Origin of the sequence: Liquorilactobacillus nagelii DSM 13675 (assembly GCF_019444005.1) — a bacterium.
GTDB lineage: Bacteria > Bacillota > Bacilli > Lactobacillales > Lactobacillaceae > Liquorilactobacillus > Liquorilactobacillus nagelii.
Map to the genome: position 1 here is coordinate 1,122,302 of NZ_CP049304.1, position 16,960 is coordinate 1,139,261.

Here is a 16,960-nt window from a genome sequence, read left to right on the forward strand (position 1 = left end):
GACGGGTTTGGTGTACGATCAACATTCACATCGCAAAGACGAGCATGTCTTTTTAGCCGAAAAGTTTTACCAAGCTCAGCCTGATAACGGATTAGCTGAAGTTCGACTGATACCAAATAATTTACCAGAAATTTCAGTTGCCAAAGTAAACCTAACATCAACTTTAGCAGGTAAAAAAATTGCAGCCCCTTTTTTTATCAACGCTATGTCTGGTGGCAGCCCAGAAACTGCTAAATTGAATCAAAAACTAGCCACTGCCGCTGCCGCAACTGACATTCCGATGGCTACTGGCTCTCAAAGCATTGCTTTGAAATTTCCGCAAGCAGCTGCTAGTTTTAAAATTGTCCGCCAAAATCTACCTAATGGTTTGGTGATCGGTAATATCGGTGCTAGTCACAATTTGGCTGATGCCAGAGCTGCTGTTGAGATGCTGCAAGCTGACTTGCTAGAAGTCCATTTAAATGCTGCCCAAGAAATCGTCATGGCTGAAGGCGACCGGCAATTTTATTGGGAAGAAAATCTACAACAAATTATATCTGGTCTTTCAGTCCCAGTTATAGTTAAAGAAGTTGGTTTTGGAATTAGTCCTGCAACTTTGGAACGTTTGCAAAAAATAGGTGTTAAAAATGTTGATCTTTCAGGTCATGGTGGAACTAATTTTGCCAAAATTGAAAATCAGCGCCGGCGGGCAAAAGATTTTTCTTTATTGAATAATTTTGGCCTGACAACTGCTGAAACTTTATTGGCTAGTCAACATTTTGCTAGTAGTTTTTCATTTACAGCTTCAGGTGGCATTCGGGATGCACTTGACATTGTTAAATGCTTGGTTTTAGGTGCAGATAACGTTGGAATTGCTGGTCTCTTTCTGCATACTTTGATAAAAAAAGATGTTGCAGGTTTGATTAATTTAATTGAGGATTTGAAAAAACAACTAAAAAGCATCTTTGCTTTATTGGGGTGTGCTAATCCTACAGAACTTCAACAAGTACCCTATCTTCTTTCAACTGACTTAAATAATTTTAAACAACAAATTAAATTCAAATAAAAAAAGTTCTAGGACGCAACGTCCCAGAACTTTTCTTTTTACTTATAACTATTCAGTTTTATTATTCAATTGTCCATTTTCAATAAAATCACGTTGAATCCAAAAAGAAGCTGCCAATGCTATTAAATCAACCAAAATAAACGTCATCAAGGTTACGGTGTAACTCTGAAACAATTGGTGAGTCACTGACAACAACAAGGGGCCCACTATTCCAGCAACCGCCCATGCAGTTAAAATGTAGCCATGAATTGCTCCCAAATTCTTAGTACCAAAAATATCGCCTAAGTAAGCTGGAATAACCGAAAACCCAGCCCCGTAACAAGTCATCAAAAGACAAAGTGCCATAACAAAAATTAATGGTAAATTAAATAATAACATCAAACCCAACATGATAACATCCAGTAAAAAAATCAGATTGAAGGTAAGCGGTCGACCAATAAAATCAGACAAAGTTGCCCAGACTAAGCGACCAAAACCATTAAACAAACCAATAATTCCAACCATGACCGCAGCGGCCGTTGCTGTCATTCCAGTCACTGACTGAGCCATAGGTGAAGCTGCGGAAACCAATCCAATTCCACAAGTGATATTAATAAAGAACATCAACCATAATAGTTTAAATGACCGGGTTTTAACAGCTTGATTCGCCGTTAATTCAGGGCCAGCCGTCAGTCGTTTGCCCTGAACTTCTACTACTTTTTTTAATTCTTGAGATTTCTGTGGTGTTCGGATAAATTGAGCCGCTAACAACATTATGACAAAATAGCCACCAGCCAAATAATAAAAAGTTCTTTCCAAACCTACTGTCATCATTAACTGCTGTGCAATCGGTCCCGTTAATAAGGCAGCAAAACCAAAACCCATGATAGCAAAACCCGTAGCTAAGCCACGTTTATCTGGGAACCATTTAATAATTGTTGAAACTGGGGTTACATAACCTGATCCCAAACCGAGTCCCCCAATTACTCCATAAGCGATGTACAGTAGCCATAATGAATGAACATGCAAAGCCATTCCTGTTAAAGCCATCCCTAATCCGTATAAAACACTTGCAATTGTTCCTGTCAAACGCGGACCTGCAACTTCAACTAAACGGCCCATGAAAGCAGCTGACATTCCCAAAAAGAAAATCGCGATACTAAAGGCCAAAGCTACTGCCGACTCATCCCATCCTGTTTGTTGGGCAATCGGAGCTGTAAAAACACTCCAAGCATAAACCGATCCAATCATTAAATGAAAAATCACGCCAGCTATAGCCACACCATAACGATTTATTTTCAATCATCAACTCTCCCTTTATAAAATACGAACTATAAAATACATTTTGCACTTAATAATTCGCTTGAAATGATGATATCATACTAAAATAAATAAATAAACCATCAAAATAAAGAATTCTGTGAACTTAGTTTAAAAAAGAGCGTCAAAAATAGGGTTGAATACATTTATTCAACCCTATTTTTATCACTAACCAGACAACATAAAATTTCTGTTCAACACTTAATTTCCATAGCGTAGTCGCAGCCCTTTGGGAAACGAATTTTTTAAAGTTCCCTGAGTTAATTTGCCAAAACTAAAAGATTTTTGCTGGCAACTCAGTAAATACCAACCATCAGGCAATTGTTTAAAAGCAGCTTCACGTAAGGGTAACCCTTGAACATACTGATTCCATTGCTCAATACTTAATTGAATTACATTTTTTGATTCAGTCGGGAATTGTGCTAATGCTAAGCTATAAGCTGGTTCAAAGCGGCCTTTTTTAAAAACCCCCAACTCCAAGCCGGGACGAACAAAATGTAATGCAGAAATATCTGGCCAGCTTTGCGGATAATAAAACAATCGTTCATTAAAAACACGCAAATCCGCAATTTTACACCAATTAGAAATAAATTGAGTAGCAGCAAATTTTTGCCAATAACTCTTTTCAGATGCTGTCAAATCACGAAAAACTAATTTGCTGTGCTGCTTTTTCTTCTTACGTACTTTCTTCTTTATCGTGCCCGTGGATGCTTGAGTTGCTTGAAACTTAGCAATAAAATGGCCTTCACCTTGAAAATGATGTGGAAATAACCGGACACAATTTTCCAGCTCAATTTGGTCATTGGCCCATTCAGGATGACCACTATCCATCCGTGGCCATTTTTTGATTGGTAAAATTTTGGCAATCTCAGCTTTTTCTAGTAACCAAGCCGCTATCTGTTCATCTTCTTCAGGAGCAAAAGTACAAGTAGAATAAATCAATTGGCCGCCTGGACGTAGCATTTCCAACGCACTTGTTAAAATCTCGCGTTGACGAGCAGCACATTCAGCTGGATATGCTGCTGACCAATATTTAACCGCTGCTGGATCCTTGCGAAACATTCCTTCGCCCGAACAAGGTGCATCAACCAGAACTTTATCAAAAAAGCCCTTGAAAGTTTTCACTAACCGATCTGGTCGTTCATTCACCACTAAAACATTTTTGGCACCAATTCTTTCCAGATTTTCGGCCAAAATCTTAGCCCTTGCGCGATTAATTTCATTTGAAACTAATAATCCTTGACCAGCTAATTTTCCGGCTAACTGAGTTGATTTCCCTCCAGGTGCAGCACATAAATCTAAAACTTTTTCTCCTGGGTGAATCTCCGCAACTTCCGCAACATACATTGCGCTTGGATCTTGACTATAAAGATAACCCGTTTGATGCTCTAAAGATCGGCCATTAATTTCTCCATAAAATCCAGTTGGTACATATTCAATTGGCTCAGACAAATCAGCCTTAACCGATTGCCAATTTGGACGTAACGGATTTAAGCGAAAGGCTTTGGTCATGTTTTGCTGCAAACTTGCAAAAAAAGCGGGAGCTTCAGCTTGCAATAAATTTTGATATTTTTCGATAAATTCCGTGGGTAACTTTAACCTCACCACTTAAGCCTCCTGTTTAACTAGCACTCGAAGTCGAATAATCAAATATACATTGGCAACGATAAAGCTAGCACCAACAAACAACAACAATAACAAATAATTGTACATATTAAAGGTAATCATTCCAACAATTAACCCCAAAACTATCCCCAGCACACTAAAAAGAGCGTAATAACGCCACTCTTCAAAAACAAATAATGATGCTGTTTTTTGCAGAAAGTGGGCTTCACGATAGCGTTGGCGAGCAAATATGCGCCATAAAGATGTCCCGAACAAGGACCCAAACAAAACTAACAGCAACCCTAAGGCCTCAGCCCAATGAGCTACGGTCCAACTTCCTTGTGACACAAACAATTGTTTAGATTTTAAACGATTAACTTTTGAAAGCGGTAGTACATGTTTTAATTGTTGACTGGTTAATTGCTTTTTGCCATCAATAATAATCCGAAAATTATTCGCCAGTAATTTTTTACGAGTAGCTGATCCGGGCAAAACAAATATTTGTTTGTCCAAATCAGAACGATACTTATCTCCCATCACCCCTAAAACAGGATAAAAATGTCCCTGATGTTCAAGATAGCTTTGATCTTTAGGAGTGTATAATTTATTTTTCCAGTCTTTACCAACGACTAGTATTGATACATCAGATTTAAAATCATTTGCCGAAAAGAAACTACCACTAATCATTGGTGGAACAGAAAAATCACCCGTTCCAAAAAAATAAGTAATATTATTTTTACGATTTTGAAAGTGAATCTGCAAACTAGGTAGCTGTTTGTTTTGATTAATTTTTTGTTCAAATTCATCCAAAGTTAAAGGTTGTTTTAAAACAACATGAAATGCATCTAAAGACAAATTATGATTATTTAATTGAATAATTAAATCTCGCTCTTGAATTTTAAAGAAAATAAATACACTCAAAAAAGCTAGTAAAGCTGTATAAATTACTAGCCAAAGTCCTTTTTTCAACAATGATCATTCTCCTGACATCTAATGGATTCCCAAGGCCATCTTTGCGTAACGAGTCATTCGGTTAATTGTCCATGCAGGCTCCCAAACAAATTGTACATCCACCTGTTTAATTTCCGGTAAGGGTTGTAATGCTCTTTCAACCATATCAGCCAATATATCCGTCAAGGGACACCCCATCGTAGTTAAGGTCATTTTAATTTGACATAAACCAGCTTGATCCAAGTTAACTTCATAAACCAATCCCAAATTAACAATATCAATTCCTAATTCAGGATCCATTACGTCTTCTAGTTTCTCAATAATTTCATCCTTAATTTGTTCCACACTTTTATCTGCCATCTTCTTCTCCTCTATAGTAAGCTAAAAAATTATTTTGAAAAATACTCATGAAATTTAGCGGCCATCTCTAACGTCGTCAGATATGATACCTTATGTTTACCACCTTTAGTGGTTGTAAATGTCACATTTTCAGCATACGAATGATCTTTAATTCTTTCATAAAAGTCTCTGGTCGGCTGATAAGGCACCATTGGGTCAGCTGACCCATGCCAAAAATGTACTGGTCGACCAGCAATCTTTTGCGGTTCTTGGGAAAGATCGATTACTGCCAGTTGTGAAATCTGATCTTCAACATAAGCAGGATCAACTTTTTCCATCCCAGGGATTTTGGCCAATAATTGACGAGCAAATTCCACTGGACAAGGTGATCCCATTAAACAAACGGCCGCGGTAATCTGCGGATAAACTCTTAGTAAAGCACAGGTTGTAATTCCTCCCATTGACAGGCCACTAACACCAATTTGCCGTTGATAAATTCCGACATTCTGTTCATATGCTTTGACTAAAAGTGGAAATTCTTGAACTGACTTAGCAATAATCTGCCAAAATTCGAGTTGATGCTTTTCAGCTGGACCGGCTACTTGCCTTTGTCCGTGGTACAGCGCATCAGGCATGACAACACGAAAGCCCTGGCGTGCCAGTTCGTAACCTTGGGTCAGTACCTTTTCTTTGCAACCCGTCCATCCATGATAGAAAAAAACTAATGGCAAAGTTTCATTAGTTAAGCTCGCATCTACCAATTCAAGAACCGGGATTTGTTTGACTTCTTTTTCAGTTACCGTGATCATGCCTTCGCCTCCAAATTATGATGATTACATTATACAACGAAAGCTAGCGCAATCTCTAGTAAATCAGTACCTTTTGTGCTATCTTAAACATTATGAGTCTAAAATTAAGAGGTGACTTTATTGATGAAACAAAAATTAATTGCACTTGACCTTGATGGAACCACCCTTGATGCTAAATCCATGTTAACCAACCGAACTAAACTAGTCTTAGAACGTGCCAAACAAGCCGGCCATATTATTTCGATTGTAACTGGGCGTCCCTATCGAATCTCAGCTAATTATTATGATGAATTACATTTAAAAACTCCAATGATTAACTTTAATGGTGCCTTAGGACATATACCGCATCATCACTGGAAGAAAGAATATCAAAAAACTTTTTCACGTGAAGTTGTCATTAGCCTGTTAGAAAATAAGAGCACATTAGGAATTCAGGTTATCGCTGCGGAAGCCAAGGATACTATTTTGATTGATCAACCGCAAAATTTTCGTTCTGAATTTTTTCCAACTGCTGTTTCCAAACAGCAATTGCTAACAAAAGATAATTTAAAAAACGATCCAGCTGCAGCAACCTTACTAATTAATAAAGAAAATGAGGCTACCACCGCAACTTGGATCAAAGAAAACTTTGGTAGTGAAGTCGAAGTCGGTATTTGGGGCGGACCAGCACCAATCATTGAGCTTGAACCCTGTGGGATCAGTAAAGCCTTCGGGTTAGAATATTTAGCCCACAGTTATCAGATTAGTCGCAAAAATATTATTGCTTTTGGTGATGAGCACAATGATCAAGAAATGATTGAATATGCTGGCATAGGAATCGCTATGAAAAATGGAACTGACCAAATTAAAAGCATTGCCGATGATATTACTAAATTTGATAACCAGCATGATGGAATGGCAGATTACCTTGAAAATTACTTACAATTAGCCAAGTAGAAAATAAATTTCATAATAAATAGGACCATAGCAAAAATATTATTGCTATGGTCCCTTTGTTAGTGCCTTTTATTCAGTTCAACCCACTTCCGACTTAACGTCAAAAGCTTGTGAAAACAGCATCTGTCAGTGCTGTGAAAGCCAAATCGTAGTTTTTGATAAGTATTGTCGAAACGAAGTATCAGAAGTCTTTAAGCCAATTGGCTACTTTGCGTTGAAAAGTTGCAACAAACTCGTGGCTTCTGATAATTTTTGGCCTTGATCTGCCTAATTAAATTTAGAAATTTCTGACTTAGTTTAAGTTAAATCACAGTTCAGCATATCTGCATAGGTCTCACGCCGAATAATTAACTGTGCTTTTCCATCTTCACAAAAAACGACAGCTGGACGAGGATTACGATTATAGTTGCTGGCCATGGTATAACCGTAAGCTCCAGTGGATGGTATTGCTAAAATATCTCCTGGATGAGTAATTGGTAAAGCTGCTCCCTTAACCAAAATATCTCCAGACTCACAATACTTTCCAACAACAGTTACAATCTGTTCATCTAATGCCTGTGGACGGGATGCTAAAAAAGCTTCATATTTTGCTTGATATAAGGCTGGGCGAATATTGTCACCCATCCCGCCGTCAACTGCAACAAAATGGCAAACCCCTTCAACATCTTTGCGCGAGCCAACAGTATATAAAGTTGTTGCTGCTTCTCCGGCAATCGCACGCCCAGGTTCAATCCAGATTTCTGGCAATGGTAGTTGCGCGTTTTTGATTCGTTGCTTAACTTCAGTAATAATTTTTGTAGTAAATTCTTCAGGTGGTAACGGTTGATCTGCTTCTGTATATTTTGTTCCAAAACCCCCACCCAAGTTGAGAATTTCGGCCGTGAAATCAAATTGCTGTTGCCATTTCTGTAATAATTCAACCATCTTATCAACTGCCATCAAAAAACCATTGACCGCAAAAATTTGTGAACCGATATGACAGTGAACACCCCGTACTTTCATTCGTGGATTGTTTAATAACTCTTGTAAAGCCCGATCAGCTTGGCCACTAAGAACATCAAAACCAAATTTAGAATTTTGCTGGCCCGTCGAAATATAACGATGTGTTTCTGCCTCGATTCCAGGCGCAACACGTAAAACTACTGAAATTTCGGTCTTTTTTTCTTGCAAAATTTGATCTAGAAACTGAATTTCTTGAAAATTATCTACTACGATACAACCAATTTGGGCATCTACTGCCATGGCTAATTCTGCTGGTAATTTATTGTTCCCATGAAATTCGATTCTTTCTGGCGGCATTCCACCCTTTAAAGCTGCATATAATTCTCCCCCAGAAACAACATCACAACCCAATCCGGCATCAGCAACTAAACGATACATGGCCAAAGCCGAAAAAGCTTTGCTGGCATAAGTTACCCGATACGGCAGACCGGCTGTTTCGAAAGCCTGTTTGAAGTGTTTTATAGTCGTTTTGATCCGTTTGACATCATAAGCAATCACTGGTGTCCCAAATTCTTTAACCAGTTTTAAGGAGTCAACTCCTCCGATTTCTAAGTGTCCTGCCTGATTAATCGCAACTGTATCCGCTATTCTTGTCAACTTCAAACTTCCTCTCAATTAATAAATTAACTTATGTTATTTAAGCAAAAACAGCCGGGGGATATTGACCTCCGGCTGTTTTAAACGTCTACTTGGCATCACTCTTAAGCACTCCGCCAACACTATAGCGATTTGGCTGCATCTCATTAAGAATAACGTGGACATGTTCAGCCGGTGCTCCGGTATTTTTAGTAACAGCTGAAGTAATATCTTCCACTAAATGTTTCAACTGATCTTCAGAACGACCCGCAAGCAAATCAATATGTACAAGTGGCATTTTTATCCCCCTTTTCCTTAATCATAAACCCTAATTATTAATTCTATTAAACCAAATATAAGATTAGAAAGCAATTAAATTTCAGCAGTTTTTCTAAAAAAAAAAAATTTTGTTTACAATAAGCTAATATTCATTAATAAGGGAAACTGTTATACTATGAATAAGAACTTAGTAAAGGAAAAGGTAAAAACATGGAAGGAAAAGAATTTTCAGCATGTACCAGCATTTTAGTTGGTAGAAAAGCATCGGTTGATGGTTCAACGATGATTGCTCGAACTGAAGATGCCAAAACAGCTTGGCCAAAACACTTTGTAGTTCATCCTCATCAAGAATTTCAAACAGCTCCAGAATTTGTCTCACCTGACAACGGCTTTGCAATGAATTTACCAACTATTCGTGGTAAATATACTGCTACTCCTGAATGGACTGATAAATTCGGGATCTTTGAAGAATCAGGCATCAACGAATATGGGGTTGCGATGAGTGCAACTGAAAGCGCTTATGCCAATGATAGAGTTCTGGGTGTTGATCCATTAATTGAAAAAGGGATTGGTGAAGAAGCAATGGTTACCATTACATTGCCTTATATTAAATCTGCACGTAATGGTGTTAAATATCTTGGTAAACTGATTGAAAAATACGGTGCTAGTGAGACAAACGGTGTCTTATTTGCCGATCAAACTGAAGTTTGGTACTTGGAGATTGCTACTGGACATTATTGGGCTGCTCAGAGAATTCCTGATAACTGCTATGCCGTTGTCGGAAATCAATTAGCAATTCAAAATATCAATTTCAATGATCCGCAAAATTTTTTGACCGCGACTGGTTTAAAAAAATTTGTTTTTGAGAATCACTTGAATAATTCGCGGACCGATTTTAATTTTCGTGAAATCTTTGGTACACAAGATTTGAGTGATTCAATTTATAGCACTCCGCGAGTCTGGTACGGACAACGCTACTTTAACCCAACAATACAGCAAAATCCGCAAAGTCAGCAGCTACCTTTTGTCCGGCAAGCTGAACGACTTATTTACCGTGAAGATTTGCAGTTTTTGCTAGGCTCACACTATCAAGGCACTGACTATGATCCTTTAAATTCAACTAACGAAAAGTTGAAGCACAAATTTCGCCCAATTAGTTTAGCCAAAACCCAAGAGGCCCATATTTTACAACTGCGTCCAGAATATTCAGCTGAACTCAGCGGCATTCACTGGCTAGCGCTAGGAGTAACAGCTCAAAGTATCTTTGTGCCATTTTATGCCGGAATTACTCAAACTCCGAAAAGTTATCAACTAGGATCGGCAACCTACAGTTCCGATTCAGCTTACTGGCAATTTAAATTGCTGGGAATTTTAGTTGATGCACACTATAGTTTGTTTGGTGATTCTTTAGCTACCATGCAAAAAGAAGTCCAGACACAGCTTAATCATACAATTTGGCAAACAGATCGCCAAGCACAAAAGATGCCCACAGAAAAACTGGTTGAGTTTTTAACTCAAGCCAGTTTAAAAAATGCGGCCTATGTGTTGGAAAAAGTTGCCGAACTAAGCGCTGAATTAATCACTACAGCAACGGCTTTGTCGCCGCTTGACTTTAAAACCGATGAAAATCTCTAAAGCAAATTATTTGCTGGAACTTGTATTAGGTGGGATAACTTCAAACATCATTGCCGCAGTTAATTCGCCGGCATTAGCGCCGGAAAGTCGCAACATTTGATTTTTAGGATTTAAATCCAGCTTCAACTGCTGATCCATGTAGATCTTACTGTAGCCCTTGATTTTGAAAGCTCCAATATTTGATTCTAAGTCCTGATCATAATCATGTAAGTCCAAACTTGGATCGGCCAGCAACACCCGAAAAACTGATGACAGAGCACAAGTTCCCACTCGGGATAAAGACCCTACCCCATCATCAAAGTCTAACAGCAAGACCGAGTCAGCATGCTGTCGTTGGGCTACTTTAATTTTAGCTGCTGCTGGTGTGGTAACCGTCAAATACATGAAAAAACCTCCCTATTTTTTATTTAATTTTGGCATGTGCTAACTCGTTTAGCAACTGTTTTGCATTATCGAATAACGAAAGGAATAAACCAAAATGCTAAAAATACTCAATCGAAATAAAGAGATTTGTTTTCCAACCATGAACGGAACGATTCAAATAGACATTCAACAAATGATTATGCCTGAAACATCTCAATTGATTATCACTCACTTAAATTCTGATATTCTACAAGAATTGCTCCAAATAGATAATAAAAAATTGACAGTTTTTGTTTCCTATGAACTTTACTATCTACTACAAAAATTACAACATGTCCAATTGTTACGGCCAATTAATTCTTTTGATCAATTTAAAATCATGCCAACGGACTTTCCACAACAATTTGGCGAGTTAACATTAACTGCTTTCAACAATGATGATTCCTTAACTGGTTCAATCGCACTTTTGATAAAAAATGGTGAAGAAACAACTGGTTATTGTGCGGCTTTTGCAATAGCAGGCTTTCATCTAAAGCGAATTCATCGTTGGCAAAAAGCTTTTCGTCAAGCTGAAATAACTCAGTTTACAACTAACCGCTTTATGCTCCAGTCAGAATCAACTGGAGCTTGCAATGGTGAAGTGAGAATGATGAACAACTGGGAAAGTTGTTTAATTCGAACACCTGAATTTTTTGGGCTGCGGCTCTGTCCGTGGAATCCTGAAAGAATCTACCGTTTTTTATCTTTAGCGGCTACTCATCAGCGAAAAGTTTTTCTCACACCCATCTATTATGACTTAATAAAACAATTTACTTCATTTGGAAAAATTGATGTTGCTTGTCAAACTAAGGCGATAATTAAAGAGGCTGAACAAAGCAATAGTATTTGGCAAGTAATCGATGAACCTACTCTCAAAAGTATAAATAAAACCCGTTTTGATTCTGCTTATTCATATAATTGCTATGGTCTAGCTGCAATCATCCAATACCTTGACAAAGATCAGGTTGAGAAACTACGTCAACAATTAGGAAATCCGAAAATTGCCATTATCTAATCTAAAAAATCGTTGCAGTTTATGGAATAATTCATAAATTGCAACGATTTTTTATTTGAGATATTTAGCAAAAAACCGACTAACTTTTTGCGAATAGAGCTGTGGATGATCATAATACGACATCGCGTGGGCCGCACCTGGAACTACCCATAACTGTTTTGGACCCGTGGATGCTCGGTAGTTTTGGTAGACCATTCTTGTTGGAACAAAATTATCTTTTCCTCCGTGAATAAAAAACGTTGGTAGATGATTTCGTTTTAATTGGTCAACTGAACTTGCTTTTTTAAAACTAAAACCGGTATGTTGCTGAACTGCCCAATCAGCAGTCGTAATCAATGGTTGTTTCGGCAAATTAAATTGAGCTTTTAACTCATGTGTCAGTTCACCTTCAATACTTGAATAACCGGCATCTTCACAAATAGCTTTAACCTGTTTGGGTAAATGCTCACCGCTGATCATCATCACCGTTGCACCGCCCATGCTAACGCCAAACAAACCAATTTTTTGCTGGGAACCCTCTTTTTTCAAAAGTAGCTGTAACCACTTCAAATAATCAAGTCGATCAGGCCAACCAAAACCAATATACTTACCTTCACTGCCAACGGCACCACGATCATCTGGCGCCAAAACATTATAACCTTGGCGATGAAATAGATGGATATAGCTAGCCATTGACCGGTGATTCTCACGATAACCATGAGCAACGACAATTGTTTTATTTGTTTTTTGAGTTGCTGGAAAATAAACTGCATGTAACTGTAAATTTTGAGTTGCTGAAGTCTGATACCAGTTTTTTTGTTTCGCATTGTCTAACCAGTGTTGGTCTTTAACTAACATTGTTGCTTTAGCTTGCTTATACTTAGTAATTAAACGCGGTTGTGGTTCAAAAGCAAAGTAATACAGATATTGACTAGCTGCAAACAATCCCCCGATGATGACTGTCACTAAACAAACAACCAATAACAGCCATTGCTTTTTTCGTAATTTTAACAATTTTAATCCCTACAATCCCCTTATTATCAGCTGTCAAAGAATCGGTGACAACAGCCGTGAAAAGTACTGTTTAAACCGCAGCCATTTAGACTGAGCTGCAAAGTCTTCTAATGTTAATTGTTTTGAATTCGTGACATCTTGCAAAAATGTTTGTCGCATTTTCTCACTAAATTCTGGATCATACAAAAATGCATTTGATTCAAAATTCAATTTAAAGCTTCGATAATCTAAATTAGCAGAACCAACCGATGAAATCTGTCCATCAACTACTAACGTTTTGGCATGCAGAAAACCCTTTTGGTATTGATAAATTTCAACACCATTTTCCAAAAGCGCATGCGCATAGTATTGAGTTGCCCGATAAACAAAGGGGTGATCTGGCATTGACGGAATCATAATTTTAACTTTGATTCCTGAAAAGGCCGCCAATGATAAAGCTTCATACAAAGAATCATCTGGAATTAAATATGGTGTTTGAATCAAAACCTCATGATCTGCATTATTAATCATTTTGATATAACCAAGTTTGATTTTCTGAACTTGACTTTCAGGTCCGCTAGAAACAATTTGAATGCCAACATTCCCCTTAGCTTCACTCAATGGAAAATAATTCTCGTGATAAGTGACTTTTTTTTCTTTAACCGTTGCGTTCCAGTCCATAAAGAAGCGTGACTGCATCGCAATTACCGCATTACCAGTAATTTTAATATGCGTATCGCGCCAATTGCCAAACTTTGGCGAACGACCTAAATATTGATCACCAACATTGAATCCACCAATATAGCCAATTGTTCCATCAATAATCACTAATTTTCTATGGTCACGGTAGTTCAGACGTAAATTGGGAAATGAACGATATGACCCAAAGAATGGTTCTGCTGAACCTCCAAGTTGTTCTAATTTTTGGAAAAATTTATGCGTTGTTCCACGTGAACCAAAACTATCATAAATTACTCGAACTTTAACACCTTCAGCTGCCTTTTTTTCCAACAGTTCTCTCAGCTGATTTCCAATTCGATCATTATAAAAAGTGTAATATTCAATATGAACATGGTCTTTAGCCGCTTTAATATCCGCAAATAATTCGGCAAACTTTTGTTCACCATCAGTCAATAATTTAACTTCGTTATATTTAGTTAAAATTGACTTATCGGTTTCCAAAAATAAATGTACCATTTCTCTGGACGTATCCGTAATTTCGTCCGCTGGCAACAAGTCCTTTTTATGCCACTGTTCTTTTTGCAAATTTACTAACTGATCCAAGCCCATTTGCTGTTGCGTTTTAATATCATAAATATCATCTTTTGACAATTTTTTACCGACAAATAAGTACATAATAAACCCAACTATCGGCAACAACAATAAAACTAGCAGCCAAGCCCAAGTAGCTGAAATATCACGTTTTTCTTTGAAAACAGTAAAAATAGCAAAAATTAAGTTTAGCACAAAAATAATTTCTAACAGCGTACTGACAATGTGCATGAACTTCCACCTTCTTATTTAGGATTTAACTTAACCACTTAAAAAGTCCTCAACAAGCATCAGTTTACACTGTTCCAGTTGATTTGTCATTTCTAACCCTCAACGATTAGCAAATGATTTGCTTGAACCAAACCATTTTTGATTGATTTTGCTCAAAGTCCCATTAGCTGCTAAAATCTTTAGCCCTCGATTGATTTTTTTACGTAATGTTTTGTCTCCTTTGCGCATTCCCACCGCAAAGTCTTCTGTTGGGAAACCAATTACTTGTTTACGATAGCTAGTAGCATCAGGTTGGTGCTTTATATAATAATCAGCATAAACACTGTCAATTAAAAGTCCCTGAATCCGACCAGCGTTTAGATCTAGGAAAGCATCGTTAAAGGTACTGTATTGAACTGTGTGCTTAACATATTTTTTTAAATACTGTGGTGAATCTTCAAATGATTCATAACCTGAAGAACCACTTTGAACTCCTAATGTTTTTCCACGCATTTTAGCAGCCTGATTAATGCCAGCAGATTTTTGGGTAACCAAAATTTGCTGGTTCTTTAAATAAGTATTACTGAAAGCAACTGTTCGCTCACGTGCTGGATTTTTTGTGTATCCATTCCAAATCAAGTCAATCGTGCCATTACGTAATTCGGTTTCCTTCATTGACCAATCAATCGTTTGAAAGTCAACTTTAATTCCATATAATTTGAAAACAGCGCGTGCTAAATCAATATCATAACCAACTAATTTACCACTCTTTTCACGAAAACCCATTGGGACAAAGCTATCGTCTAAACCAACAACCACTCGATGATGCTTGACAATTTGAGGCCAAGTATCAGTGGTGTTTGCCCGTCGTTGAACACTTGTGCAACCAGCCAACAAAAATAGTGAAATACCAGTTAATAAACCCAAGAGGATTTTTTTATACCTCATTTTTTTCAATCCGCTCACTCCTCCCGCCAGTTCATTGCTGCGGTTCTAACTTAAAGGTCTGATCCGCAATCTGTCGAGCAAACTCCCAATCATGCGTGACAACTATTTGGGTAATTCCGGCTTTTTTTAATTGCAAAATAATCTTTTTAACGGCCTCACGTAACCCTGGATCTAAAGCTGATGTTGGTTCGTCATAACATAAGATTTTGGGCTTCATCGCTAATGCTCGCGCAATTGCAACTCGTTGCTTTTGACCACCTGATAATTGATAAGGAAATAAATCAGCTTTATCTGTTAAAGATAATTGCGCCAATAGTTTTTCGGCAGCTTGCCTAGCTTGTTTGCTAGTTTGCTTCAAGGCCAACTCGGGAGCTAAAGTGATGTTATCAATCACTTTCAAATGTGGAAATAATTGATAATCTTGAAAGACGACACCAATCACTGCATCATCTTTTTGTGGCATGGTTGGATCGAATTTTTTACCATCAACAAGCATTTCACCACTATCCAAACTTTCTAGACCGCTGATACAACGCAACAAAGTTGTTTTCCCACCACCCGATTGACCAACAATACACAAAATCTGACCATCTTCAATTTTTAAATTCAAATCATGCCAAACTGTTTTTTGGTTAAAAGTTTTACTGACGTTTTTTAATTCAAGCATCAACGACTACCTCCTTATTTCCAATAACTGAAGTGCTGCTCAAGTTTCCGCAGGATAAAAGTTAAAACAGCGGTTAACAATAAATAAATAATTCCTACGAGTACTAATGGAACCAATGTAACATCCCGACTAGTTGCAACATTTCCTGCTCGCAAAAGGTCTCCTAAACCAATCACGTAAACTAAACTTGAATCTTTGACCAAGTTAATCACTTCATTACCAATCGAAGGCAAAACAATTTTAACAACCTGTGGTGTGACAATTTTGCGAATCGTCTGCCAATAAGTTAACCGTAGTACCTGAGCACTTTCATATTGTCCTTTGGGAATTGATTGTAGTCCCCCCCGAAAGATCTCAGCAAAATAAGCCGTATAATTTAAGATAAAGGCAAATAATGCTGCATCATAACGTTGCAAAGTAAAAATTCCATTACCAATTAAAGGCAAACCATAAAAAACAAATATCAACTGAAGTAATAATGGCGTTCCCCGCATTAACCAGACATAAAAACGTAAAACGGCTCGTAATGGCTTGAAATGTGATGTTAGACCTAAGCCAACAACCAATCCTAACGGCAATGAACCAACTAACGTCCAAAAAAATATCTCCAATGTTAGCTTGGCACCACTTAATAGTGATGGCAAAATTTGTAAAATATAATGCATTTGACACCTCTCCTTTAAAAAAATAAAAAAGCCCTCCTAGACAAATTGTCTAAGAGGGCGCATAAATAAAACGCGGTACCACCTCATGTACTCTGTCAGTTCACACTAACAGACTCATCAAGTTCAACCAAACTTTAAGTGGTAACGGCACAACCGGAAAAACCTACTATTTATTAAAACTAAGGTTCAGTATTTCAGCTCACAAAAGTGTTTCATCCAAAAAATTTTACAGTTTTGCACCTGCCAACTGCTCTCTGAAGAATTATTTTAAATTACTCATTTGTTCACAGCTTTTTTTAATAACAATCTCACTTTATCAATAAATTAGTCTTA

General features: G+C 37.5%; 17 protein-coding genes and 1 other annotated feature. Of the genes, 4 read left to right on the top strand and 13 right to left on the bottom strand.

Annotated features, from left to right (window positions below; genetic code table 11):
* Positions 1-10: 10 nt before the first annotated feature.
* Positions 11-1,045, top strand: coding sequence for a type 2 isopentenyl-diphosphate Delta-isomerase (fni, locus tag G6O73_RS05830; RefSeq protein ID WP_057885641.1), 1,035 nt, complete (start codon positions 11-13; stop codon positions 1,043-1,045).
* 48 nt (positions 1,046-1,093) lie between these two features.
* On the opposite strand, the gene G6O73_RS05835 is transcribed toward fni, so the two are convergent.
* The 5 genes from G6O73_RS05835 to G6O73_RS05855 form a co-directional block, all read right to left on the bottom strand.
* Entirely contained in the window at positions 1,094-2,326 is a 1,233-nt protein-coding gene (locus tag G6O73_RS05835) for an L-lactate MFS transporter (protein WP_057885547.1), read from the bottom strand.
* Positions 2,327-2,545: 219 nt separating this feature from the next.
* Positions 2,546-3,949, bottom strand: a complete 1,404-nt coding sequence (locus tag G6O73_RS05840) for an RsmB/NOP family class I SAM-dependent RNA methyltransferase (protein WP_057885546.1) — start codon at positions 3,947-3,949, stop codon at positions 2,546-2,548.
* A 3-nt stretch (positions 3,950-3,952) separates the two neighbouring features.
* A complete protein-coding gene (locus G6O73_RS05845) occupies positions 3,953-4,921 on the bottom strand; it encodes a hypothetical protein (protein ID WP_057885545.1) in 969 nt (322 codons plus the stop codon).
* Between the two features lie 18 nt (positions 4,922-4,939).
* The gene (locus G6O73_RS05850; protein ID WP_057885544.1) at positions 4,940-5,260 is read right to left on the bottom strand and encodes a metal-sulfur cluster assembly factor; all 321 of its coding nucleotides are present in this window, start codon (positions 5,258-5,260) and stop codon (positions 4,940-4,942) included.
* Positions 5,261-5,289: 29 nt separating this feature from the next.
* Positions 5,290-6,048 carry an alpha/beta fold hydrolase gene (locus G6O73_RS05855; RefSeq protein WP_057885543.1) on the bottom strand — a complete coding sequence of 253 codons (759 nt, stop codon included), beginning with the start codon at positions 6,046-6,048 and terminating at the stop codon, positions 5,290-5,292.
* 123 nt (positions 6,049-6,171) lie between these two features.
* Here G6O73_RS05855 and G6O73_RS05860 point away from each other — a divergent pair, with 123 nt between their 5' ends.
* Entirely contained in the window at positions 6,172-6,984 is an 813-nt protein-coding gene (locus G6O73_RS05860) for a Cof-type HAD-IIB family hydrolase (protein ID WP_057885542.1), read from the top strand.
* A gap of 297 nt (positions 6,985-7,281) precedes the next feature.
* Here G6O73_RS05860 and lysA read toward each other — a convergent pair whose 3' ends face one another.
* A complete protein-coding gene (lysA, locus tag G6O73_RS05865; protein ID WP_057885541.1) occupies positions 7,282-8,583 on the bottom strand; it encodes a diaminopimelate decarboxylase in 1,302 nt (433 codons plus the stop codon).
* Positions 8,584-8,671: 88 nt separating this feature from the next.
* A complete protein-coding gene (locus G6O73_RS05870; RefSeq protein WP_057885540.1) occupies positions 8,672-8,860 on the bottom strand; it encodes a 2-hydroxymuconate tautomerase in 189 nt (62 codons plus the stop codon).
* A gap of 191 nt (positions 8,861-9,051) precedes the next feature.
* Between G6O73_RS05870 and G6O73_RS05875 the strand changes: the two genes are divergently transcribed.
* A complete protein-coding gene (locus tag G6O73_RS05875) occupies positions 9,052-10,476 on the top strand; it encodes a C69 family dipeptidase (protein ID WP_057885539.1) in 1,425 nt (474 codons plus the stop codon).
* A gap of 6 nt (positions 10,477-10,482) precedes the next feature.
* Here G6O73_RS05875 and G6O73_RS05880 read toward each other — a convergent pair whose 3' ends face one another.
* A complete protein-coding gene (locus tag G6O73_RS05880; protein WP_057885538.1) occupies positions 10,483-10,860 on the bottom strand; it encodes an iron-sulfur cluster biosynthesis family protein in 378 nt (125 codons plus the stop codon).
* Between the two features lie 94 nt (positions 10,861-10,954).
* Between G6O73_RS05880 and G6O73_RS05885 the strand changes: the two genes are divergently transcribed.
* A complete protein-coding gene (locus G6O73_RS05885) occupies positions 10,955-11,893 on the top strand; it encodes a hypothetical protein (protein WP_057885537.1) in 939 nt (312 codons plus the stop codon).
* 51 nt (positions 11,894-11,944) lie between these two features.
* Here the strand turns inward: G6O73_RS05885 and G6O73_RS05890 are convergent, their stop codons facing one another.
* The 5 genes from G6O73_RS05890 to G6O73_RS05910 all read right to left on the bottom strand — a co-directional run bounded on the left by G6O73_RS05890 (position 11,945) and on the right by G6O73_RS05910 (position 16,627).
* Entirely contained in the window at positions 11,945-12,886 is a 942-nt protein-coding gene (locus G6O73_RS05890) for an alpha/beta hydrolase (protein ID WP_057885536.1), read from the bottom strand.
* A gap of 33 nt (positions 12,887-12,919) precedes the next feature.
* Positions 12,920-14,368, bottom strand: coding sequence for a cardiolipin synthase (gene cls, locus G6O73_RS05895; protein WP_057885535.1), 1,449 nt, complete (start codon positions 14,366-14,368; stop codon positions 12,920-12,922).
* A 99-nt stretch (positions 14,369-14,467) separates the two neighbouring features.
* On the bottom strand, positions 14,468-15,295 hold the full coding sequence (locus G6O73_RS05900; protein ID WP_148127317.1) for an amino acid ABC transporter substrate-binding protein: 828 nt from the start codon (positions 15,293-15,295) through the stop codon (positions 14,468-14,470).
* Between the two features lie 31 nt (positions 15,296-15,326).
* A complete protein-coding gene (locus tag G6O73_RS05905; RefSeq protein ID WP_057885533.1) occupies positions 15,327-15,962 on the bottom strand; it encodes an amino acid ABC transporter ATP-binding protein in 636 nt (211 codons plus the stop codon).
* A 14-nt stretch (positions 15,963-15,976) separates the two neighbouring features.
* Positions 15,977-16,627, bottom strand: coding sequence for an amino acid ABC transporter permease (locus G6O73_RS05910; RefSeq protein WP_057885532.1), 651 nt, complete (start codon positions 16,625-16,627; stop codon positions 15,977-15,979).
* Between the two features lie 50 nt (positions 16,628-16,677).
* Positions 16,678-16,924: a binding site (T-box leader), on the bottom strand.
* Positions 16,925-16,960: the final 36 nt, after the last annotated feature.